This is a genomic window from Falsiroseomonas sp. (assembly GCF_041690465.1).
Taxonomy (GTDB): Bacteria; Pseudomonadota; Alphaproteobacteria; order Acetobacterales; family Acetobacteraceae; genus Falsiroseomonas.
This window is the reverse complement of record NZ_JAWLHG010000030.1, coordinates 1-22,545: the sequence shown is the minus strand read 5'-3', so window position 1 is coordinate 22,545 and position 22,545 is coordinate 1. Positions and strand designations below refer to the sequence as shown.

22 protein-coding genes are annotated in these 22,545 nt (G+C 67.9%); 6 read left to right on the top strand and 16 right to left on the bottom strand.

Annotated features, from left to right (window positions below):
• Positions 1 to 4: 4 nt before the first annotated feature.
• The 8 genes from ACESM1_RS22180 to ACESM1_RS22145 all read right to left on the bottom strand — a co-directional run bounded on the left by ACESM1_RS22180 (position 5) and on the right by ACESM1_RS22145 (position 6,551).
• Positions 5 to 844 (bottom strand): DUF3489 domain-containing protein, encoded by an 840-nt coding sequence (locus tag ACESM1_RS22180; RefSeq protein ID WP_372623393.1) that lies wholly within the window; start codon positions 842 to 844, stop codon positions 5 to 7.
• A gap of 98 nt (positions 845 to 942) precedes the next feature.
• Complete coding sequence (locus tag ACESM1_RS22175) at positions 943 to 1,167, bottom strand: hypothetical protein (protein WP_372623392.1); 225 nt, start codon at positions 1,165 to 1,167, stop codon at positions 943 to 945.
• A gap of 85 nt (positions 1,168 to 1,252) precedes the next feature.
• On the bottom strand, positions 1,253 to 2,521 hold the full coding sequence (locus tag ACESM1_RS22170; protein WP_372623391.1) for a site-specific DNA-methyltransferase: 1,269 nt from the start codon (positions 2,519 to 2,521) through the stop codon (positions 1,253 to 1,255).
• On the bottom strand, positions 2,511 to 3,977 hold the full coding sequence (locus tag ACESM1_RS22165; protein WP_372623390.1) for a site-specific DNA-methyltransferase: 1,467 nt from the start codon (positions 3,975 to 3,977) through the stop codon (positions 2,511 to 2,513). The genes ACESM1_RS22170 and ACESM1_RS22165 overlap by 11 nt, the downstream gene beginning before the upstream one ends.
• Before the next feature lie 366 nt (positions 3,978 to 4,343).
• Complete coding sequence (locus ACESM1_RS22160) at positions 4,344 to 4,955, bottom strand: hypothetical protein (RefSeq protein ID WP_372623389.1); 612 nt, start codon at positions 4,953 to 4,955, stop codon at positions 4,344 to 4,346.
• A complete protein-coding gene (locus tag ACESM1_RS22155; RefSeq protein ID WP_372623388.1) occupies positions 4,945 to 5,097 on the bottom strand; it encodes a hypothetical protein in 153 nt (50 codons plus the stop codon). Before ACESM1_RS22155 ends, ACESM1_RS22160 begins: the two co-directional genes overlap by 11 nt.
• 71 nt (positions 5,098 to 5,168) lie before the next feature.
• On the bottom strand, positions 5,169 to 5,714 hold the full coding sequence (locus ACESM1_RS22150; RefSeq protein ID WP_372623387.1) for a hypothetical protein: 546 nt from the start codon (positions 5,712 to 5,714) through the stop codon (positions 5,169 to 5,171).
• 420 nt (positions 5,715 to 6,134) lie between these two features.
• On the bottom strand, positions 6,135 to 6,551 hold the full coding sequence (locus ACESM1_RS22145) for a hypothetical protein (RefSeq protein WP_372623386.1): 417 nt from the start codon (positions 6,549 to 6,551) through the stop codon (positions 6,135 to 6,137).
• Between the two features lie 180 nt (positions 6,552 to 6,731).
• Between ACESM1_RS22145 and ACESM1_RS22140 the strand changes: the two genes are divergently transcribed.
• From ACESM1_RS22140 to ACESM1_RS22115, 6 genes are all read left to right on the top strand, one after another.
• The gene (locus ACESM1_RS22140) at positions 6,732 to 7,049 is read left to right on the top strand and encodes an IS110 family transposase (protein WP_372623385.1); all 318 of its coding nucleotides are present in this window, start codon (positions 6,732 to 6,734) and stop codon (positions 7,047 to 7,049) included.
• A 151-nt stretch (positions 7,050 to 7,200) separates the two neighbouring features.
• The gene (locus ACESM1_RS22135) at positions 7,201 to 7,998 is read left to right on the top strand and encodes a hypothetical protein (RefSeq protein WP_372623384.1); all 798 of its coding nucleotides are present in this window, start codon (positions 7,201 to 7,203) and stop codon (positions 7,996 to 7,998) included.
• A gap of 1,054 nt (positions 7,999 to 9,052) precedes the next feature.
• On the top strand, positions 9,053 to 9,238 hold the full coding sequence (locus ACESM1_RS22130; RefSeq protein WP_372623383.1) for a hypothetical protein: 186 nt from the start codon (positions 9,053 to 9,055) through the stop codon (positions 9,236 to 9,238).
• Positions 9,239 to 9,359: 121 nt separating this feature from the next.
• Positions 9,360 to 9,908, top strand: coding sequence for a DUF6932 family protein (locus ACESM1_RS22125; RefSeq protein ID WP_372623382.1), 549 nt, complete (start codon positions 9,360 to 9,362; stop codon positions 9,906 to 9,908).
• An 8-nt stretch (positions 9,909 to 9,916) separates the two neighbouring features.
• Entirely contained in the window at positions 9,917 to 10,921 is a 1,005-nt protein-coding gene (locus tag ACESM1_RS22120; RefSeq protein ID WP_372623381.1) for a hypothetical protein, read from the top strand.
• 27 nt (positions 10,922 to 10,948) lie between these two features.
• Positions 10,949 to 11,323 (top strand): hypothetical protein, encoded by a 375-nt coding sequence (locus ACESM1_RS22115; RefSeq protein WP_372623380.1) that lies wholly within the window; start codon positions 10,949 to 10,951, stop codon positions 11,321 to 11,323.
• A 134-nt stretch (positions 11,324 to 11,457) separates the two neighbouring features.
• Here ACESM1_RS22115 and ACESM1_RS22110 read toward each other — a convergent pair whose 3' ends face one another.
• From ACESM1_RS22110 to ACESM1_RS22075, 8 genes are all read right to left on the bottom strand, one after another.
• On the bottom strand, positions 11,458 to 12,657 hold the full coding sequence (locus ACESM1_RS22110) for an IS256 family transposase (RefSeq protein ID WP_372623379.1): 1,200 nt from the start codon (positions 12,655 to 12,657) through the stop codon (positions 11,458 to 11,460).
• A 132-nt stretch (positions 12,658 to 12,789) separates the two neighbouring features.
• Positions 12,790 to 13,374, bottom strand: coding sequence for an SH3 domain-containing protein (locus ACESM1_RS22105; protein WP_372623378.1), 585 nt, complete (start codon positions 13,372 to 13,374; stop codon positions 12,790 to 12,792).
• Positions 13,375 to 13,491: 117 nt separating this feature from the next.
• A complete protein-coding gene (locus ACESM1_RS22100) occupies positions 13,492 to 13,647 on the bottom strand; it encodes a hypothetical protein (protein WP_372623377.1) in 156 nt (51 codons plus the stop codon).
• Positions 13,648 to 14,092: 445 nt separating this feature from the next.
• Entirely contained in the window at positions 14,093 to 15,130 is a 1,038-nt protein-coding gene (locus tag ACESM1_RS22095) for an IS110 family transposase (RefSeq protein ID WP_372623376.1), read from the bottom strand.
• 87 nt (positions 15,131 to 15,217) lie between these two features.
• On the bottom strand, positions 15,218 to 15,643 hold the full coding sequence (locus ACESM1_RS22090; RefSeq protein ID WP_372623375.1) for a hypothetical protein: 426 nt from the start codon (positions 15,641 to 15,643) through the stop codon (positions 15,218 to 15,220).
• A gap of 92 nt (positions 15,644 to 15,735) precedes the next feature.
• Positions 15,736 to 20,745: an AAA domain-containing protein gene (locus ACESM1_RS22085; RefSeq protein ID WP_372623374.1), complete on the bottom strand. Its 5,010-nt coding sequence runs from the start codon at positions 20,743 to 20,745 to the stop codon at positions 15,736 to 15,738.
• A 58-nt stretch (positions 20,746 to 20,803) separates the two neighbouring features.
• Positions 20,804 to 21,187, bottom strand: a complete 384-nt coding sequence (locus ACESM1_RS22080) for a hypothetical protein (protein ID WP_372623373.1) — start codon at positions 21,185 to 21,187, stop codon at positions 20,804 to 20,806.
• 169 nt (positions 21,188 to 21,356) lie between these two features.
• A complete protein-coding gene (locus ACESM1_RS22075; protein ID WP_372623372.1) occupies positions 21,357 to 21,893 on the bottom strand; it encodes a hypothetical protein in 537 nt (178 codons plus the stop codon).
• Positions 21,894 to 22,545 lie beyond the last annotated feature (652 nt).

Here is a 22,545-nt window from a genome sequence, read left to right as displayed (position 1 = left end):
GGCGTCAGTCGGCGATGCGGTAGATGCTGAAGGACCCCTTCGCGCCTTCCTTGTTCGGCCCGACCTGCCGAACCCGCTCCAGCACCTCGACCGTGATCCCCTGGCGCTTCTTCAGCCCGGCGAAGAAGCCCCTGACCGTGTGCTGCTGCCAGCCGGTCGCCTCGCAGATCTGCGCGATCGTCGCGCCCTCCTCGCGGCGGAGCAGGGCGAGCACCTGCTCCTGCTTCGTGCCCTCGCGCGGCTTGCGCGGTGTGCCCGGCTCGCGCGCGGCGCGGGCCGGCTTGCCGGCGAGCGCGGCGCGGAGGGCCTGCATCGGCCCGTCGAGGGCGGCGATCATGTCCGTCTCGCGGTTGGCCTCGTCGTCCCAGGCGGCGAGCACCGCCGCGGCAGCGTCGCGCAGGCTGGCGCGCGGGGCCGGCGCGGTCAGGGCGGCGTCCAGGAACGCGAGGTCCTCGGCGCGGCCGCCCGCGTCGGGCGCCGCGGGCGCGCCCTGGGCAGCCTCCGGCGCCGGGGCGTCCTCACCCCCCGGCGCGGCGTCCTCCCCGCCCGTGGGCGCCGTGTCGGCGCCCGGCGCGGCATCCGCCACGGACGCCGCCGGCTCGATGCCGATGGCGCGCAGCCCCTCGTCGGTGATCTTGAGCAGCATCTCGTCGCCATCCACCGTCCACTTCGCGTGCGCGTCGTAGGCGGGGCGATGCACCGCGATCACCAGGTCCTGCTTCAGCAGCGCCTGCGCCACCTTCTGCCGCGCCCCTGCGGGGAGCCGCTCCGGCGGGTAGGCGAGGTGCTCGGGGTGCTGCGCGGCGGCGGCGAGGATGGCGCGCTGGGTGTCGGTGAGCTTCATCGTCGGGGGCTCCGGTTGCGGGAGCCGACCCTCGGCCCCCTACTGCCGGGAGCCCCGCCGGGCGGGACCCGGTCGAGGCCGTCGTGGGGCGCGGCGCGCTACGCGGCGTATTCGCCCCGGCGGAAGTGCTGGTCCGCGATGCCCTTCAGCTTCGCGCTGGCGTCCGCCAGCCAGGCCGTCTCGCCCCAGAGCACCGCCTCGGGATCCGCGCCGAAGTGATCCGCGCTGGCCTGCTGCAGTTCGGCGAGCAGAGCGTCGAACTCCGCGTTCTTCGCCAGGAAGGCTTCGAGGCTCCGCTGCTGGTTGGCTTCGCGCTTCGTCATCGTGGTCTCCGTCATCCGCATCGCGTGGCGGACCATTCGCGCTGTGCCCCGCCCGAGCCAAGCAGAACACAGCGTCATGCCGCTGCTATGTCGCGGCGGTTCGGATCACATCATGATCGCCGGCGCCGCGTGCCGCGGCGATGTCCGCGAAGGTGCGATCCTCGCCGTCCAGCACCGCGGCCTCACCAGTCGCCTCCTGCCAGCGCCGAACGATCACATCCGCATAGACGGGATCGATCTCCAGCAGCACGGCGCGTCGTCCCGTCCGCTCCGCCGCGATCATCGTCGTGCCGGAGCCGCCGAACGGATCCAGCACCGTGTCGCGCTGCTTGCTGCTGTTGCGGATCGCCCGCTCGACCAGCGCCACCGGCTTCATCGTGGGGTGCAGGTCATTCCGCGCCGGCTTGTCGAAGTGCCAGACGTTCCCCTGGTCGCGCGCGCCGCACCAGTAGTGCTGCGCACCTGCCTTCCAGCCGTAGAGCATCGCCTCGAACTGCTGATGGTAGTCGGCCCGGCCGAGCGCGAAGGTGTTCTTCGCCCAGATGATGGTGCTCGACCACTTGCCGCCCGCCTCCTGCCAGGCGCGGTGCAGCGTCGGCCACTCGGACGAGGACATGCAGACGTAGCAGGCGCCCTTCGTCACCGAGAGCAGGTTGGCGAGAGCAGGCCGGAGGAAGTCGAGGAAGCCCTGGCCCAGCGCATCGTTGGCGATGGTCATCTTCGCCGCGGTGCCGCCTTCATAAGCAACATTGTAGGGTGGATCCAGGAAAGCCATGTCGGCCAGCCGATCGGCGCCGAGCGCCCGCTGCACATCGGCCAGCTTGGTGGCGTCGCCGCACAGCAGGCGGTGGTCGCCACAGCGCCAGAGGTCGCCCGTGCGGGTGATCGGCACGGCCGGCGGCGCGGGCGCATCGTCGGCATCGTCGTCGAGGCCGGCATCCGCCGCGGCCAGCAGCCCGTCGAGCTCCATCCCCGAGAAGCCGAGCAAGTCGAGGTCTACCACCGCCTCGTCGCGGATGCGCGCGATCTCCGCCGCGAGCAGCGCCTCGTCCCAGCCGGAGTTCAGCGCGATCTGGTTGTCCGCGAGGCGCAGCGCACGCGCCTGCGCCTCGGTGAGATGCGCCAGCCGGATCGCCGGCACCGCCGCCATGCCGAGGCGCTTCGCCGCCATCACGCGGCCATGCCCCGCGACCAGCACGCCGGCAGCGTCCACCAGCACCGGATTGACGAAGCCGAACTCGGCTATCGAGGCGGCGATCTGCGCGACCTGCGCCTCGGAGTGCGTCCGCGCGTTCTCGGCGTAAGGGATCAGCGCCGCGACGGGGACGGTGGTGACCGCCAGATCACGCAGCATCGACCAGCGCCTCCGTCCGCGCCGCGGCCACCGCATCGAAGTCGCGGCCGTCCTCCGCCAGCGTCACCGGCAGGTCCGGATGCAGCATCCGCCAGCGCGCGATCGCCAGGTCGACATAGGCCGGCGCGAGCTCGATGGCGCAGACGCGCCGCCCTGTCCGCTGGCCCGCCAGGATGGTGGTTCCGGAGCCGGCGAAGGGCTCGAACACGACATCGCCCTCGTCCGTGTACGCGCGCATCAGGAACTCCGGCAGCGCGACGGGGAACACCGCCGGATGTTCGGTCTCGATGCCGCGGCCCTTGTGCCTCGTGATCCGCAGCACGCTGTCGGGGATGCGCATCTCCTGCACCGGCAGGCCGATGTGGGTGTAGGCCTTCACCTCGCCGTCGGCGGCACGGAGCCCGCTGCCCTTGTTCGGCGTGCCCGCCCATTTGCAGGGCACGATCTTGTTCGCCTGCCGCGCCTCGCGGTTGAGGTGGAACACCAGCTCGAATGCGGGCGCGAGGCGGCCGTTCCAGTCCCCGGGAAGGCCGGGCCCCTGATCCCACGCATACAGCCCGAAGCGCCGCCAGCCTTGGCTGCGCATCCAGTCCAGCCAGCCCTGCCAATAGGGCTGCCATTCGCCCTCGCGATGGATCAGCCCGAGGTTCACCAGCACCTGCGCATCGCGCCGCAGCGCACCGTCGAGATGCGCGAAGACGCCCTGCATCAGCGCGTCCCAATCGGACACGCCGCCGGTCGTGTAGTCGCGCTGATTGCCGTAGGGCGGGCTGGTGAAGAGCAGCGCCGCGCGATCGGCCGCCATGATGCGCGCCACCGTGGCGCGGTTCGTGCTGTCGCCGCAGGCCAGCCGGTGCTCGCCGAGCATCCAGATGTCGCCGACGCGCGCGAGGGCCTGGCGCGGCCGCTCCGGCTCGGCGTCAGCCGGATCATCCGCCGGCGCTTCCTCCATCGCCGCCGCGCCGTCCCCGCCCCCCTGGACCGTGGGCGCCGACAGGGCCTCGGGCGCGTCGCCGTCGGACACGGCCTCTCCAGCCGCCGCGAGGATGTCGTCGAGCTCCGCAGCCGAGAAGCCGAGCACGGCGAGGTCGATCGCCGGCGCCGCCTGCGCTACGGTCAGCGCATCACGCAGCAGCGCCTGGTCCCAGGTGGCGTTCTCCGCGATGCGGTTGTCGGCGAGCCGCAGCGCCTCCTTCTGCGCGGCCGACAGATGCCGCAGCACGATCGTCGGCACCTTCGCGATGCCGAGCGCCACCGCCGCCTCGAGCCGGCCATGGCCGGCGATCAGCACGCCGGTCTCGTCCACCAGCAGTGGGTTGGTGAAGCCGAAGGCCAGCATGCTGGCCTTGATCTGCTCGATCTGCGCGGCGCTGTGCACGCGCGCATTGCCGGGATGCGCGCGCAGCTCCTCCACCGGGCGCAGCACGATCTTCGCTGCCATCCAGGGGAGAGGCATCGTCACCATCCAGGATCAGGGTGGGGGCGGCGCGGCGATGGTTTGCACCTACCGCGCTGATTTCACTCGGGACTGCTGCAAACCATGCGGGCGGCGGGTGCGAACCATGCGGCCCATGGTTTGCGGCCAAGCCCTTCAGATCGTTGGGAAAGGGTGCAAACTGCGAACCATATTTTTAGCCTGGCGCTAGCGATGTTGCGCGCTTCCGCCCCCCGCATACGCCGGGCCCAGGAAGGACCCTGCGGCTCGCGAGCCACACTGCCGATGATCACACCGAGTGGCTGGTGAGCCACCCGGCGGCGAGACCCACGCCTCGCCAGTGATCAGAAGAAAGCACGCCGAATTCACGTGCGTCTATGCACTCGTTCAGGCCCGCGCAGATTTTTCTTCGAGCGCCGGCAGCGAGAGGAACGGCGTTGCAGACGCCGCAGCACGTGAGCGTCCGACGAGCCCGAAATGCACGCTCAGCACGCCGAGCGCACCGACCAGCGCGCCCTGCGCATGGGCAGGGTTCATCGGCCTGCCGTTCCAGCCCTGCCGCAGCGACCAGTCGCGGATCGAGTTCTCGAGGCCGACGACGTACCACGCCACGCTGCCGGACGGGCTGCCGAAGCCGCCGAGCGCGTCGATCGCCTGCACGACCCGCTCACGCGCCACTGCCTGGCTCTCGGTGAGCAGATCGGGTGACGCGCCAGGGATGCGGATCAGCGGCATGGTCCGCACGCGGTTGAGTGCCGCTCGCTGGAACAGCGTCCGGAAGATCACGCCGGCCTCGTGCATCTGCGGCGTGATGCTGCCGTTGGCGAGCAGCACGCCGAGGCTGTCGATGGCGCGGCGATGCTGCACAGGGCAGCCGGTGTCGGGATCCGCAGCGCGGACGCCCTCCTCGAAGCCGCCGTGCTGCAGCCGCCACTTCGACGGCTTGGACAGGTCCTCGCGCTCCGTCTTGCGGCGGGCCGCCTTGCGCTTACCGGCCATGGTTCGTCCCTCCGTCACGCCGCCCCCAGCGGCGGTTGGCCTCGTTGATGATCGCCTGGCGGAGCCAGGGATCGGTGATGTCGTCGACCGGGATCGCGGCGACGCCGTGCCGGTGCCATGCGGCGGCGCGCATAGCGTTCATCTCTGTGTCGGTGGTCGGACTACGCAACCGGCCCAGCGGGCTGCGTGCCAGGGAGGGTGCGCCGTGAATGCTCATGCGCGGCCACCCTTCGCGTCCGTCGCCCAGAGCAGCAAAGCGAGCGCGTCTGCCTCGTTGTCATCGGCAGGCGCGAAGCCGCGTGCCCGCATGGCGGCGATCATCGCTGCCTTGTCGGCGTTGCCCTTGCCGGTCGCGAACCGCTTGATGGTGCCGACCGGAACGCCCTCGTACGGGACCTCGTGCTCTTCGCACCACGAGGTCAGCGTGGCCAGGAAGCCGCCGTAGATGTGGCTCGCGTCGGTGCCGGCGTGGCGGCGCACTTCCTCGAACACGACACGGCGGATGCCGTGGGCGTGCATGGCGATTTCCACCAGCCAGTCGACGAAGCGGACGTAGCGCATGCCGCCGCCCTCGAAGCGGCGGGGCTTGAAGGTCTCGACGCCGGAGGTGATCCGGCCGGTGTCGAAGCGCAGGGCCCAGCCGGTGGTGGTGCCCAGATCCAGAGCCAGGATGCCCGGCTTGCGCGGCCGGAAGAGAGCTGGATCCGGCAAGGCAGTGCTTGCGCCGGCGTCAGCGATGGCGAGAGTGGTCGTATCCATGGTGGTCTCCGAGGAGGGACGGCTGTGGTGAGGGCGGCGACGGCGCGGTTCTTGGCGGAGCTCGCCGTCGCTGCCCGGCTTGCGGGTGGGGTGGCCCTGCGGGGGGTGGTCCACGCGCCCAACCCGGTCGCCCCGGGTGTGGTGTGCGCGCGCCGTTGAGGCGCGCACGCACACCCCCCGTAGGGGGGTGGCAAAAAACCGAATCTGCCAAACTGCTCCAAGTCACTGAAATTGCTGGCCGAAAAGCAGATTCGGAGCAGTTTCGGGCAGATTCGTTACGCGAAACTGCTTTCGCCCAGAAGCCATTGATCTGATTGCCGAAAAACAGTTTGGCAGTTTCGGCAGGGGAGCAGATTCGGCCCGAAACTGTGCAGATTCGGGAGCAGTTTCGGTCTGTCCGTAACGACAACGACCAGGACATCACGCAGGCTCCTCGAGGTCGTGCAGCACCCACACTTCCGGGTTCTCCACCTCGAGCAGGGTGTCGCTGCGGGGGCACTGGAAGTGGCTCGGGAGCACACGGACCGTGACGGGGAGGATCTCGCCGGTCTCGGGATCGACCGTCTCCTCGTCGGTGGCCAGGAACATGTCCTGCACGACGAGATAGCCGTTCTTCGACTTCGTGTAGGGCTGACCGAGGTCGCGAGCATCGCGGCGGAACTTGATGTAGCCCTTGGTGGCGAGGACGCCGATCCGATCGCGGATGGTGCCCTTGCCGCCGAGCCCGCGGGTGTTCTCGAACTTCGACGCGAAGGCGTTGGTAACCGGTATGCAGATCCTGGTGCCTGTCTTGTCCGGCTGGGGCGGCCTTGGTGCCCTGGCGTATGGTGCGACCATCCGGGACGAGGGGCACCGGGAGCACGCTGAGTGGGCAGGCCGATTTACACAATGAGCTGCGAGCTCGCGTTAGTAGCTGGCCGCCCCCGCGACCTGCCCGGTTGCGCCGAGAGCGCGGATCCGTAGGTGTCGTGTCGCCCACTGCTCCCGTCGATGATGTCGAGCGAGAGGAGGAGTGGGATGCGGCGTGTGATCGGCCTTGACGTCCACCGCACCTTCGCGGAGGTCGTCTTCTGGGAGGACGGGCGATTGCGGCCGTCGGGCCGAGTGGACATGACCCGCTCGGGGCTCGAGGGCTTCGGGCGGACGCTGGCCAAGACCGACGAGGTCGTGGTCGAGGCGACCGGCAACGCGATGGCGGTCGTGCGCGTGCTCAGCCCGTATGTGGCGCGGGTGATCATGGCCAACCCGCTGCAGGTGCGCGCTATCGCGCATGCCCGGATCAAGACCGACAAGATCGACGCGGCCGCCGCAGCCGTGGACGGCCGAGAAGGATAGCAAGCGGACGCCGCTGAGTTCTCCACGATATCCACGGTGGTCCATAGGACCGGGGTCATCTCGTTCGCATTGTGTTCCGGACCTCGTTTCCCACATAGTAGGGCGAGCAACGACTACCGCGGTCCTCCAGCCCTGGAGTCAGTCCGTTCCCATGCCGCTTCTGCAGGACGCCCATCACCTCAGCCCGGAGCAGCGGGCCATCGAGAGCCAGATCGAGTTCCTGCTCCTGCACGCCATGTCGGCAGGCCTCGGAACCGATGTGCCCGCGAAGCTGCTCCTCGTCCGCTCCTGGACGGAGGCAGAGGCGATCATGAGGAACCCGCCCCCGGCCCTAGCCCGGGAGACGGTGTTCGTGTTCCCCCAGACGCCGATCGGCAACTATAGGGTGGACTTCCTCGTCGGCGTGGCCGCGCCGCACTGGCTGCAGCCCGAGGGAGAGCGTCGCTTCAGCAAGTTCATCGTCGAGGCTGACGGTCGCAAGTTCCACGGCCTGCACCCCGTGGAGTCCGACCCGCGCGACGTCCGGCGCGACGTGGACCGCGACGCGTTGATCCGGAGGGAGACGGGGCTCGACGTCCTTCGCTTCAGCGGCCCGGAGCTCGTCTATCACCTCGACCGGGTCCAGGACGTACTGACCGCCTATGTGCGGTCCCGGATCTCGAAGGCGGCGGACACGCCGGCGGCGGTGCGGATCCGCGGCATCGTGGCCGGCTTGACGGGCCATCCGGCGCTCCGGGAGCAGTTCACCTTCGGCAGCACAGGCGCCACCTTCTCGGCGCTGTACACAGCTGTCGCGGCCCTTGACGCCGAGGAGCTTGAGATCCGCCAGGCCGAGCCGGCGTTCGACGATGATCTGCTCGGCGGCCCGATCCATGTCTCGGTGGCGCTCGAGCGCGCTCTCCGCAACATCGCAGCCAACATTGAGCGGTCTGCCGCCAGGGTGGGCTAGGCCGCACAGCTAAGTCGGCGCTGAACGCCATGGCAAAAGTTTGCGTCGCAACTGCAGTGGAGTAACTTCTCCTAGTGGCTGCTTGGTCCCACTACCAACAAGGGCATTCTCGTGCGGCGACTCATCCGTCAGTGGCTGTTCGGCTCGCGCCCAGCATCGCACACAGAGCCGGTCGACACAGCCTGCCCCCGAGTTCTGCCATCGAGGCCGGGACCTCTTGTCCTTATATGGGAGGATGGGAGGCGTGACGCCGTTGCAGATCCAGACGATGCGCTATCGCTTGCATGTAAGCGGTATCATAATGCTTCATCCTCGGCGATCGAGCTCTTGAACAGCGAACTTGTTGTGCATGGCGCGCAGCGAGCACGACTTGTGGGTGGACCAGACGCCTCTTTGGCTGTTCCTCCGCCGGATTCGGAGTGGCAGCTTCTCATCGCTTGGCGCTCTGGTAGGACGGACCCGGTGACTTCGATGACTGACATTCCTCGGATCGTTGCCGAGAACGTCAGTGGCTACGCTAAGCTCGACAGAAACCTCTTGTACGTCGACGGCGAGTTGCGAGCTCGGCTTCGGCTTGATCGAAAGTCCGACATCTCCTTACCCACAAGAACCCCGCTAACGTCCTTACCCGCAAGAGCGCCGCGAACGCCGCCTACTGCATTGAACCATGGCAGGCTTGGCAGCCGATTAGTTTACGTCCGCAGTCATTATCGACGTGCTCCCCGCCGACCTGGCGAGAAACGGTGAACGGCCGGCGCGGCCGGCATTGACCGCCTCTTCCCCGAAGGCGCAGCTGGCCGGACTCGTCCTAGAACTCACCGCCGCTGCGCTCGATGCGCTGAAGGCGGCGGCATGACAGTGATGACCAGCGTCACGGTCCGCGTCCCGCTCGCCATCAGGCGCCGGCCGGGACGAAAGACGGTGGTCACGCCGGTGCCGCGGGACGGGGACACGACGCTCGAGACCGGCGCTGACCCGGCGCTGGTGAAGGCACTGGCGTGGGCGTTCCGATCAGCGGCTGCTCGACAGTGGGCGCTACGCCTCCATCAGCGAGATGGCGGCGGCAGAGCGAATCGAGCGCGGGTACCTCGGCACGCTGCTGCGGCTCACGCTGCTGGCGCCGGAGGTCGTGCAGCTGCTGCTGGACGGGTGGGCGCCGGCGGAGCTGACGCTCCCGCGGCTGCTGGAGTCGTTCCCGGCGTCCTGGGCTGAGCAGCGGCCGCTGTTTGGCTTGTCCTGACGCGCTGACTCGGTGACCCTTCCGGGCACTCTGATCGTCTGAGGGTGCTACCAAGAGTGCTGCCGTCTTGTTGGAGACTCGAAATCAAGGCACGCTTTGCTCAGCAGGGGGGTGCGGGCCGATGCAACTCAATGGGGACGGCTACCTTGATCCGGGTATTCACGCGGCAACCGTCGCCGATATCAAAACCCACTTCGTTGACGCTTTCCCGACCTCTGCGACGCGCGAAACTATCTTCGAAGGTTACAAGCGGCACACCACCGATCTTCAACAATGCAATGTTGCCTTCGACCAGTATGCGGATGGGAGTTTTGTCTCCTCGAAAGTAGATCCGGGCGATATCGACTTTGTCTGCATTGCCGATGCGGATACTATTGATGCGCTGCCCCCTGAGAAGCAGCGCATCATCGCGACTTTGTTCAGGGGTAAGGCTACAAAGGCCACGCATCAATGCGACGCCTACTTTATTGCATCGGTACCCGACACTGATCCTCGCCATCAATCTTACTGGGCGAACAGAAAATTCTGGCTGGGCTGCTTCGGCTTCGACCGCGCAGACAAGCCCAAGGGCTTCCTTAAGCTCCAGATTACACCGTCCGCATCACCTTCAGTTGCCACAGCAGTCGCTGGCGCAGCAGGCGGCAATTCAGGAACAGGCGCGGCCCCATGATTGGGGACATGCGCCAGGTCTGGCGAGGTATCGAGCCCGACGAGGCTGAGACGCGCATACGGTATCTCACCCAAAAGCTGGTTGAGACAGACGCTGCCCTGCAGGCTCAACGGCGAGCGCTGGCGATGAAGCCCGGCAGCTTCGCCTTCAAACTTTCCTGCGAAAGCTTGGAACATTTACAGGAATGTCTCCTTGAAGAGCGCCTTGAGGTTCTCCGCCATCGCGTCGGCGAGGCAGTGGAGGTGGCGCTCGACGGGCGGCGTTTCGGTAAGGAAGGGGCGAGCATCGACCACCTTGGGATCTTCTTTCGCCGCCTTCAGAAGCTCTACTCGTCGATAGCACAGGCGATCCAGAGCGGTCCCACCCTCGCGGGTCCTATCGCCGGAGACATCCGAGCCGCGACAGAGCTTCAGCTTGCGGGGGTGTTCCCGTCATCCTTTGGTATGCTGATGGTCGTGCCATCGCAACCTGACCTGACGGGCCGCAGCCTGGCTGGCGACTCGCTGGCCGCTCTCTTCAAGGTCTTCATGTCTGAGAATGACGAGAAGGCGCTGATGGAGATTTCGGGGGAGCTTGGCCCCCGTGCATCCAGTCACCTTCGGCACCTTGCCCGGGAGCTGTCACGCAGCGACGCGACATTACGTCTCTCGTGGGCCACGAACAGCGGTCAGCGCCTCAACTCGGTCATCAAGCCGGGCGACGCGTTAGCCATGGTCCAAAGCCTCGAGAAGATCGTCCAGACCCACTCGGAGGAGCTTGGCCTTTCGGGCGTCCTCGCAGGCGCGAGCCTTGTCCGGGGTCGGTTCGAACTGCTGGCCGACAACATGGGGCTGATAGAAGGAACCATAGTCACCGGCTTGGCCGAGAGCGTGAAAGACGCATTCGGTTCACGCTGTGAAGTCACGGTCAATAGGACGGTGGTGCTCGACCGTGGCACTGGGGAGCAGAGGACCTACTATGTCCTCACTTCCATCAACGGGCAGAAACTTAGTGTCTTGCCTGCCCCGGCATAGAAGGATTGATCGACGGCAGGAGGGGCTATGCGCATTGTTCTGGTGGACTGGCACATTACCGCAGGGAAGGAGGACGACTTCCTGGCTTATTGGCGGTCCGCGCTGCCCATCGAGGATCGGTCGCGGATGGTTGGGGAGTTCTTGAGTGAGCCGGACGGCCATGGCGAATTCCCATGGGTGACATGGGACCTTCGCTCGCAGGCGGGGGTAACGCGCTTCATCAACGTCGGTTTGTGGGCGGACGCTGAGGCGTTCCATGACCAGGTAGGCCGGTACTTCAAGCCTGAAGGAAGGAAGCTTCCCTTCGAGGAAGAGCTTCGCAGGCGGGCGCTTCTGAAGCCTCGCGCTTGGCGAATGGGAGACTGGCGCTTGCCGATCCACGACAGCGGCGGCGTGCTCTGACGTAGGAGGCGAGACGTCTCGCACTTGCTTCCCCACATCGATGAGAAGCAGTCGCTTACTCTGCGGCAGCGAGCAAGGTCGTGTCCCATCGCGTGGTGTAGGAGCGATGATCGCTGGCGGGTTGGGCCGCCGTGTCAGGCGGTCACGGCGGACAGGCTGACGTGGGGAGTGTCGCTGACGGCGCCGATGGTTTCCAGGGTCATGTAGCGTGCGCGCTGTGTGGCCCATTCGTCGGACTGCTCGAGCAGGATGGCGCCGACAAGGCGGATGACGGCGGCCTCGTTGGGAAATATGCCGACGACATCGGTGCGGCGCTTGATCTCGCCGTTGAGCCGCTCGATCGGGTTGGTGCTGTGCAGCTTCGTCCGATGCGCGGCGGGGAAGTGCATGTAGGCGAGCACGTCCTCCTCGGCACTGTCCATCAGCGTGGCGAGCTTGGGCACCTTGGGGCGGAGCTGGTCGGCGACGGTGCGCCACTGGGCGTGGGCGGCCGCGGCATCCTCCTGAGCGTAGGCGGTGCCGATCCAGGCCGAGACGATGCGGCGCTGCGCCTTGCCCGCGTGTGCGAGGGCGTTGCGGGCGAAATGGACCCGGCAGCGTTGCCAGGTCGCCCGAAGCACCCTGGTCACCGCCGCCTTCAGGCCCTCATGGGCGTCGGAGACGACAAGCTTCACGCCAGCCAGTCCGCGTCGCTTCAGGGTGCGGAGGAATTCCAACCAAAAGGGCTCGGCTTCCGAACTGCCGACCGCCATGCCGAGGACCTCGCGCCGGCCATCAGCGTTGACGCCGACCGCGATGGTCACCGCGACGGGGACGATGCGCCCGGCCTCGCGGACCTTCACGTAGGTGGCGTCGAGCCAGAGATAGGGCCAGTCGCCCTCGATGGGGCGGGCGAGGAAGTCGCGCACCCGCTCGTCGATCTCGGCGCAGAGGCGGCTGACCTGGCTGCGACTGATCCCCTCCATGCCCATGGCGCGCACCAAGTCGTCCACGGAGCGGGTCGAGATGCCCTGGACGTAGGCTTCCTGGATCACCGCCGTCAGCGCCTTCTCGGCGGTCCTGCGAGGCTCCAGGAAGGCCGGGAAATAAGAGCCGCGGCGCAGCTTGGGGATCCGCAGTTCGACAGTGCCCGCGCGCGTCTGCCAGTCGCGATCCCGGTAGCCGTTGCGCTGCACCAGGCGGTCCGGGCTGCGCTCGCCATGGGCGGCGCCAGTCACCTCGCCCACCTCCAGTTCCATCAGACGCTGCGCGGCGAAGCCGATCATCTCGCGCAGGAACGTCGCGTCGGAGCCCTTCTCCAGCATCTCGCGAAGGGCGATCTTGTCGTCGGTCATCGTGGTCGGTCCAAGGTCAGGGGTTGTTGGTCTCAGCAACCCAACCCTACCGACGATCACCGCGGTGGCCGCCCGGGCCGCTCCGCTTCGCTCAGCCAGGGGCTTCGCTACGCGCCCCGGGCTATGGCCGTCCTACACCACGTCCGGCGACACGACCGCGAGCAAGCTGTTGTGGATCCATCCACCCGCCTCGCGATCGCCGACGTGCACCCAATTGCCACTGCGGCCGAAGACGCGCAGCACCGTCGAAGCGGGCACAGTGCGGAGGACCTCGGCCGAACCGTTTGGCTCGGCGCGAAGGTTTGCGCCCTGGCGGGTTACCACGCGTTCGATCGGCAGTGGAGCAGCGGCAGACGGGTAGGTTGCAGCCGCGGCAACGGGCTGCGACGCTACCGCGGCTGGCGGCGCGGCAGCCGGCGGCAAAGCAAAGGGCAAAGGCGTGCCTCCCGGCACCCTCGGTGCGTCCCGCGAGGGCGCCAGCATGAACCAAGCGGCGCCCGCCAGCGCTGCCGCACCCGCGACGAACGGCCAGACGGGCGTCGGCGGAAACGGGTCGCTCGACAGCTCCGGCAAGGTCAGCGTGCCGCCCGCGCCGGCGCCGGGCACAGAGACCGGCGCGGTATCCTGATCGGCCGCGTCGTCCTGCCCACGCAGCGCGTTCTGCAGGGCGGCGAAGGCTTCGGCAAAGGCGGTCGCGCGCGCAGGGTCGCTGAACATGTAGGCCTCCGCCAGCCCCGTCCTGCTGCGTAACTCGAGCCGCCCATAGACTGCGACCGGGATCTGCCGGTTGTCGCGGAACCGTCGGTCCGGCGAGCCGTCTGCATTGGTCTTCAGCTAGGTGTGGCCGACCACCTGTGCGTCGCGCGGCACCGCCTCGTCTTCGTGGAAGCGGACCGGGCGGCAGGTGAGTTGGACCTCGCGCAGGTCGAGCAGCGCGAAGTCGCCGCCGCCGGAGCGGCGCATTAGGCAGCGACCGGGGAAGATCTCCACCGCCTCGATCCGTTGGCATTGCCGAGCCTCAGCGCCGACCAGCGCGCGGCAAGACCCCCATGCAGACCTTCCTTGACGCAGCACAACTCGCCAGGGAGAAGATCATGCGCCACTGACCACGACAGACACGCCCAAGGGCTCGAACAGCCAGCGCCGTCTGTCATGTGTGGACGGCCCCCGGACCGCAAGGGTGAATTTGGATGTTGCGCATCGGTCGGGTGCGGTCATGTGTCCGGCCTGTCGATGCGGCTCATGTGGCCGCTGGCCTTGATGCGATCCGCAGCTCGGCTCCCAGATCAGATCAGCGCACTCGGTGGTGCGTGACAGACGGCGGGTTCTGCCGAGCTCCGGGTCCGCCCCGGTCGCCATCATCCTATCGCCACCCCGCGATCTCTACATGCCGCCTCCCTCCATGGCCGACCTCCCGGGCTGCCACCAGATCAGATCAGGCGGCCTGGGGCAGCGGCGTCTTGCGGTAGGCCTGGCCGCGGCTCAGCAGCGCCCAGGCGATCCGGGCCGTCTTGTTGGCCAGCGCCACCGTGACGAGGCGGGTGGGACGGCGCTCGAGCAGCGCATGCGCCCATAGGGCCGAAGGAGTTTTCGCCATCCCCCTTCGGGCAAGCCGGATCACCGCGGTCGCGCCGACCACTAGCAGCCGCCGCAGGTAGCGGTCTCCCTGCTTGGAGATGCCGCCCTGCCGCTGCTTGCCGCCACTGCTGTTCTGCTTCGGCACCAACCCCAGCCAGGCGGCGAAGTGCCTTGCGGAGCCGAACTGCCGAGCGTCGCCGACGGTGGCCACGATGGCCGACGCGGTGATCGGCCCGATGCCGGGGATGGCGGCCAGGCGGCGGCTCGCGTCACACTCCTTGTGCCAAGCCAGGATCGCGGCCTCAGCCCGCTCGATACGTCGGTCGAGACCCTCCAGTGCCGCCGCAAGCTCGCGCAGCGCCTGCCGGGCAAGGACGGGCAGCCCCGTCTCACCTTCGTCCATTGCCAGCGCAAGGAGATCGCCTACCCGCCGGCGCCCCTGCGGCACCACAATCCCGAACTCGGCCATATGCCCGCGGGTCGCGTTCAGCAACGCCGTGCGCTGACGCACCAGAAGGTCGCGCACCCGATGCAGCATCAGCAGCGCCTGCTGATCGGCCGACTTCACCGGCACCTGGCGCATGGTGGGACGGGTCACGGCCTCGCAGATGGCCTCGGCGTCGGCCGCGTCAGTCTTGCCCCGCTTTACGTAGGCCTTCACGTATGACGGTGGCAGCAGCCGTACATCGTGCCCCAGCGAGCGGATCAGCCGAGCCCAGTAATGGGCCGTACCGCAGGCCTCCATGCCAACCAGGCACGGCGGCAGCGCCCGAAAGAACGCCTCCACCTCGCCCCGCCGCAGCCGCTTGCGCAGCACGGCGCGTCCCTCTCGGTCCGCCCCGTGCACCTGGAACACATGCTTCGCGAGATCCAGCCCGATCGTGGTAACCTGCATGGCGGACGGCTCCTCTCAGCCCGTGGCACCCAACAGCCACGAGCTTGGCACGCCGATGCCGTCGCAGGGGCCGTCCACCGCATCAGATCAAGTCCTGGCTAATACAGTTGTTTGCGAGAGCATCCGCGCTGCCGCTACGAGCGCTGGCCCTCTCGATAGCGCTCGGGTCAGAGCATCAGTCACAGTCTGCAGACTATTTCGCGTGCCGACAGCGTTGTGGTAGCTCCCCATGCACACGCCAGCCGCAAAATCTCCGACGCGAATTGTGAGGCGCCCCTTGCTTTCGTTCACCTTGGTTCCATCGGGCACAGCAGCGGAGATTTGCTCGAATCGGAGGAAAGCCGAGCGATAGCCCTCAATCAAGCGCGGCACCTCACTGGCCTCCACTTTGAACCAGGAGCCGCTGTAGCGACTGTCTGGCCCCCTCAAGTAGAAGCTTAATCGCCAACCGTCCTTGTCGGCGAGAATTTCCCCGCCTGCCCAACCGATCGCTTCCTTGATCTCGAGCGACACCAGCTTGGCCTCTCCCTACCAGAGCGTGGATGTGCAATCGCCTCGTCGCTTCGAGGCTTCTGTGCTGGGTTCGGCAGCCCACATCGTTGCCGTCAAGCTGCCTTCAGGATGCGCTCGACCACCACAACGCGCGTGTTCCCGGCCGCGTCAAACTCGACCTCGTCATCGATGCTGCTCCCGATCAGAGCCTTGGCTAGTGGCTGGCTGACGTGGACAACCCCGCCATCTGGGTCGTTCGACGTGGCGTCAATGCGGAACCGCCGAAGGGAGTTCGTGTCGGCGAACCGGACAACGACAGTATCCCCGAGGCTCACGACCTCCTTTGCGTCGGGTGTATCCGCCGGCGACGGGTCTGCCGCGGGCGCCTCGGGCGCCGCTCCCCCAGGCTCCGCAGATCCGGTCACGGTATCTGCAAGCCTGTCGTCATTGTCAGGGCCCTGCTCTTGGATGCCGACCGTGTCCTTGCCGCCTGCCTCATCGACGACAATGTGGCGCGTCCACGTAATCGATGAGAAGTCGCCGCTGAGTGGCTCGATCCCCATCCGCGCTAGAGTGGTCAGAAGATCGGCCATGCACCCCTCGGGATCGGCCAGCCAATGCGATCCCCAGCAGCGCCAGAACACCCAGCCCATCCGCTCGAGCGCCCGCTGCCGCCGCAGATCGTCCGCCCAGCGGTCGGGGCCGTGGTACTGATCGCCGTCCAACTCGATCGCCAGGCGTCGATCCCCCTCGCCCTCGACCACGAAGTCGATGCGGAACCCAGCAACCGGCACCTGGGCCTTCAGCCGGTAGCCGCGCTCCAGCAGCCGCCGGCCGACCTCGCCCTCGAAGTCGCTGTCGCAGAGGGCTAGCACATCGCGCTCCGGCTGCGCGGCAACGCCCTCCATCGGCCTGGCGAAGTGTTCGATGACGGCAAGCTTCAAGTCGCCGGCCGACAGGTCGGACGCCCTCACGGATCGCACGAGGTAGAGCCGGTCGCGGGCCCGCGACATGGCCACGTTGAAGCGCTGCTGGATGGTGCGCGCGGTCTGGGAGCGCGCGGTATCCGGGCACGCGACCATCGACAGGAAGACGATGTCCCGCTCCTGTCCCTGGAAGGTGGCGGCGTTGCCGCACATGATCCGGTGCCGCACGAGCGTATCGGTCCCGAGCCGCGCGGTCAGCTTGTCCGCAATCCGCTTGGCCTGCTTGTCGCCGATGAGGGAGATGACGCCGATGGTACGCTTCGCCATGGCAGGGTCGGAGGTGATCCGACCCACCTCCTCGACGATCCACTCGGCTTCGGCCTCGTTGACGTCGCGCTGCTTGACGCCGCCCCGGATGTAGACATCGACGAGTGGCGGATCGAGCCGCTCGGAGACGGTGGGCAGCCGCAGCGGGATCAGCGCCTTCGGGTAGAAGCGGCTGGAGAACCGGATGATGGGCTCCACGCAGCGGAAGTGCTCCCGCAACATCGTCACCGACCCCGGGAAGGTCATCGCCGCGATGTCGTAGAGGGACGTCGCCGGGTCGAGGGAACTGGCGATGTGCAGGCCGCGCAGGTAGGTCTCCCGGAGCTGGATGGCGAACCGCTCCTCGATGCCGACCGCGCTCGGCGAGACCTGCTTGTCGTCGCCGACCACGAGTAGCTTACGGCCGCGCAGGACGACCGGCAGGGCCGTGATGTCGGACTGGCTCGCCTCGTCCACGATGACTAGGTCGAAGACGCCCATCTCGCTCGGGAGCTGCTCCGCGACGCGCCACTCGGGCAGGATCCAGCACGGGACGGCGCTGGCGGCCTCGAGAGCCGCCTCGCGGCTCGCGCGCCGATGGCGCTCGGCGCTGCGCCCCGTCCCGGCGCCGATGCGGCGGATGGCGGCCACGAACTTCGCGAGCGCCGCGCCGACCTGGTCGGTGATGCCGCGCTTCAGCCCGAGGAACGTCCGCAGCCGGACGGTCTCGGCCAGCAGGCGCCGCTGCTCGGCCTCGAGTTCCGAGCGGCGCCGCTGCAGATCGGCCAGCGCCTGCCGGTCCGAGATCCGCGCGACGAAGCCGGCAGCACGGGCCCACTCCCAGGTCGCGTCCCAGGAAGCCGGCGTCCAGCGGTCCTCGACGCCCGTCTCGGCGCGCTCGGTCAGCAGGGCCGTTGCCCAGGCTCGCGCGCCCGATGCCGCGATCACGGAGGCGATCGCTTCCAGCCGTTCGCGCAGGGGGCGGAGGGCCGCGAGCCTGACCGCCTCGTCGGTGACCTCGGTCCAGGCCTCGGCAAGATCCCGTGCGGTCACCTCTGGCTTGCCGAGCATGTCGGCGACGGTGGCCAGGGCACGCTGCAGCGGGAGGTCCGGGGCGATGCCGGCGAGTTCGCCCAGCCGCGCCGCGAGCTCGCGGCCCTCGCGCAGTTCGCCGCGATCGAGATTCGCCGCGAGCGCCTCGCGCACGGTCTCGATCTTCCCTGCGACCACCACCTGCCGGGCGTCGACGCCCTCCGGGAATAGGCCCCCGATGACGGTCAGCCGCTGCGGCGCCTCCTGCTGGAAGGCGTGCATCCGCTCCATCACGGAGCCGAGGCGGAGGATTTCCGCGGCACCCGCCTGCAGGTCCGAGGGCAGCGTCTGGAGCCCGAGCACGGGCGCTGCCGCGTTCCAGCGTCCGAGGAGGGACACGACCTCCCGCTGCCAGCGTCGCCAGGCGTGGACGGCCTTCCAGGCCTCCACCTGCGGCGGCTTCACGGAGGGGGTGGCGCCGGCCACCCGGACGGTGCCGAGCTGGGCCTTCAGGGTTCCGCCGCCGAACAGGCCGAAGGCCTTCTCGCCGCGGCTGAGCTTCTCGACGGCGGCATCGAAGGCGGCGTCGCCCGGCGGCACCGGCACCTCGATGCCCTGCAGGGCGAGGCCGCGCCCCTCGGCCCCAAGCCGCGTCCAGTCACCGAGGAGAGTTCGCAGCGTCTGGCGGGCAATGGCGTCGGCCGGCTTCGCCTCCAGCAGGATCTGGTAGGCGACCAGCACCCAGGCGTGGCCGCCGACGCCGATCTCGTCGAACCAAGCCCCGAGGCCCTCGAGCCAGGCATGGGTGTCGCGGATGGCCTCGGCGGCGCCGGGGATGGAGATCGCGACGTAGGGCAGGTCGCCCCGGACGGAGCGGGCCTGGGATTCCGTCGCCCTGGTGAGCGCCGCGTGCGCCGCCAGCAGCCGGGCCGCGTCGGGCAGGGCGGCTGGGTCGGGGATCGCCGCGGCCGGGTAGACGATGTCGCCACCGAGCCGGGCGCGGATCGCGCGGGCCTCGGCGATTTCGGTCCCCGAGAAGCGCGCCTTGTGAGCGTCCTCCATGTCGAGACGGTCCGTGAACCAGGCATGCGCCGGCCGCTCGGCCTCGACCCGCGCGGCAAGCTCCATCGGGAGCAACTCTTCCCCCCGGAACGGGACCTTCAGCAGGTTCCGCTCGGCATAGGCCCGGATCTCGCGGTCGGCCCGCGCGAGGGCCTCCCGCACGACCGCCAGCCGGCGCTCGCGATCCGCCCTATCGCGACGAAGTTCATCGGCATTCGCGTTGGCGACCTCGCGTGCGAGGATGCCGACCGCCTCCTCGAGCTGCTTCGCGCCCTCGCGGTCGCTGTGGATGACCGCAATCGCGAGCGACCGGATCTCCTCCGGCATCTTCGACTGGATGGCCGTCAGGGCTTCCGGGGTGCGCGCCGTGACGAGCACGCGCCGGCCGCGCGCCATGTAGTGGCAGATGATGTTCGCAATGGTGTGCGTCTTGCCGGTGCCGGGCGGCCCCTGCACGACGACGCCGGCGCTGCCGGGATCCTCAAGGCGGGCGATGATCTCTGCCTGCTCGTCGTTGAACGGCAGCGGCAGGAAGAGGGCCTTCGCATCGTCGCCGCCCCCTGCATCGGAGGAGACGGCCCCGGCGCCGCTCCTGCCACCGCCCGAGCGGGTCAGGGGCGCGTCCGGGAGGGTGACCCCGATGTCGTCCTCGAGGTCGTCGTCGATGTCCTGCCGCCGCTCGTTGCTCGGCCGCGAGGCAAGCCGGACGGCGGGGCCCGGCAGGGACGTCTCGTCAGCCTCGGTGATGCGCTCCTTGAGGCGACGGATGTCGTCGCAACGGAAGTCGACGGAGCGCGGTCGGATGTAGAGGACCCAGCTATTCGACACGCGGAGCACGGTGTCGAAGGCCGGAAGCGGCCGTTCGCTCGGCGGGAGCGGGTTCGCGTCGGCCTCGTAGATCGACGTTCCCGACAGGCGCGCCTGGCACAGGCGGAGCACGTCGTCGAAGGTGGTGCCATCGAACGGATCGAAGCCGCCGTCCGGGTCGCTCATCACCGCGGCGAGGCGCCGCTCGGCGTCGCGCTGCACGCCGCCGGCGCCGTTGATCTCGAGCGCGACGAAGGGCCGGAGGTTGACCCTTGGCGGCTGCTGCCGGGGGCGCACGATGATCGCGCTGTCCGCCTCGTCGAGGTCGAGCTCCACCGTCGCCTCGATGAGCGGGGCGTCGATCCGGCCCGAGGGATGAGCCCAGCGCGCGAGCCCGACGCCGAAGACGCATTCGATCGGCGTGTCGTCGCCGGCGGAAATCGTTCTTTGGTAGGTCTCGAACAGCGACGTGTAGACGGCGATGCTCTGGCGTCGCGGACGCTCGGCCTCCGCCCAGGCCTGCCAGGGGCCGGCGACGTAGTCGCGGTAGAGCTGCACCAACTCCGGCATCCTCTCGGTCCTGAGGATGACGTCGACGGTGTTCGGATCGGCGTCATCGCCCCGCTGCAGCATGATGTCCGCCTCGTCGACGAGGCCTGCGCAGACGAGCTCCGAGGCGGTGTCCAGGTCCGCCTCGACCAGGAGGCGATCGGCGAGGCGCGGCGGCTCGGTGACGCCACCGAGGCCCGACAGCCAGCCATCGAACATCTCGTCGATTTCGGGCGGAGGCGTTTCGCGCAGCCGGGCCACGCGCAGCCACTCATCGGGCGCGACCGCCGTGCGGACACCTTCAAGCCTGGCGACCTGCACCTGGTGGAAGACCTTGAGGGCATCCCGGCTGAGATCGGTAACGGTCTTCTCCGTGATGCGGAGAAGTTCCTCCGCATACGAGAGCAGGCTGCAAAGATCCTTGCGCTTGTCCTCAGGCACGTTCAGACGCTCCTAACCTCTCGGCGGCGCTTTCCGCGTTTAGAGAACACTCAATAATCTACGCCAAATCTGCGTCGACGACGTGCTCGCCAATAAGAAGCTTGTACCAGAAAGCGATACCGCCTTTGCTATTCGCGAGACTGATCATTCTTTCCTTGAGGTCGACGGACGCCGAAATACTCTCGGATGACATTCCGCGAGCTCCGCAAATCTTCATCTCTTCAATTTCGGCCCTGAGAACAACCGCAGATAATTTCTGCTGAAACACGATGCAAAAATCGCCCACATCCACCAAGTCCTCGACGGGTTGATCGCAGTGGAAAACGTCGCCATTTTCCAGCTTGACGACGTTTCCGATTAAATTTTCAATGTGCGACGTCTCGGCGGGATAATACCCGTACAGGTCGTCCCAGGATATATTCTCGCAGTCGACGAGTGCCACCCAAAGGCTCCGAGGCAGTTAACCGGATTTGCGTGCTCAGCCTTTATGTAGATAGATCTCGTGCTGGAATGCAACCGCGAGTCCTCGGCCGCCTTCGAAATGGCTCCGCCTAGGGCAGTTAGGCGTATCGTGCTGACCTCGTGGCTTCCCCAAAGAACGACTCTGCCGGCTATCCGCACTCCGCGCAGGTCATCATCCCACGCCGCTCGCGTCCCGGCTCGACCGCGTAGCCGCAGCGGAGGCAGTTGGCGGCGTCGTCGGCCGGATCGAACGGGTCAGCGACGCGGCGGCTCGGACGTCTGGCCTTCCTGGTGGAAGCGCGGGCGGTCGGCTGGCCAAGCTGGTCTTCGACGAGACCTGGGACGGGCGGCGCGCTCGTCACCTCGTCCGTCGCCGGCTCCCACATTGGCATCACGTGGGCGACCGGCTCGGGCGCTTCATCCGCGACCGGCAGCGGAGCCGGGGACGGCGGTGGCGTAGACTTGGCAGGAAAGCCGTCGTCCCACGTCGCCGCGCGGACTCGGTGATCGGTCTGGCGGGGGCTGCCTACGCTGGGCGTCGCGCCTCTGGCCGGAACTCGCACCACCTCGACGGTCCGGCTACCGGCCGAGGCTCCCTTGCGCGGGATGTTGCGAAGCTCGCGCTGGTCACCGCCAGCCGAGTGCCTGCCGCCAAGTCGCGCGAAGACGCGGTCGATGTCGGACATGGATCTCCATGTATATCAGTGGCTTGAGCTTCGGCAGGCCGATGGCTGCCGAGGCTCGGGGGCCAGGAGAAAGTTGAGCAGCAGAATCGCCTGAGCAGTCAAAAGGCTGAATACCGCAGCCGGGTTCCGCCAGAAACGATTCGCGATCAAGGGCTTAAGCTTGGGGGTAGAATCGGCCTACCCTCAAGGTCCGGAGAGTCTCCGGCGTTCAGAGAGGGTTTTCCGCCCTTCGTTCCGCCATTGCACCATCAAGCTTGGTGCACGAACCTCGGCCAGACAGGCCTTTTCGCGCCGCCAGAACCACAACGGAGAGAGTTACGGGAAGGACCGACTGGAGCAGGGGAGGGGATTCGAACCTTCAGCCCCAACCCTCCAAGGCGGATTGATCGCCGAGGTCAGATGGCCACCGTGATGTACTGGCATCGTCGGTTGCGTGTCCCCGCATCCACTTTGACCGAACTCAAGAACAGGGAGAGCCCATCCGGTACGCCGGGTGGGCTTTTCGCGTTGCTGGCGCCAGACGCCCCCGCTGCCCTCAGCTGCGATAGCTGAGACTTGATCGGACAGTCGGACAGTCTGTGTTGGTTCTCGAAGGATGGAGCCGGTGGGCGGGGCGCGGTCCTTGCCCTCGCGCTCGGACCGCGGCCCGCCC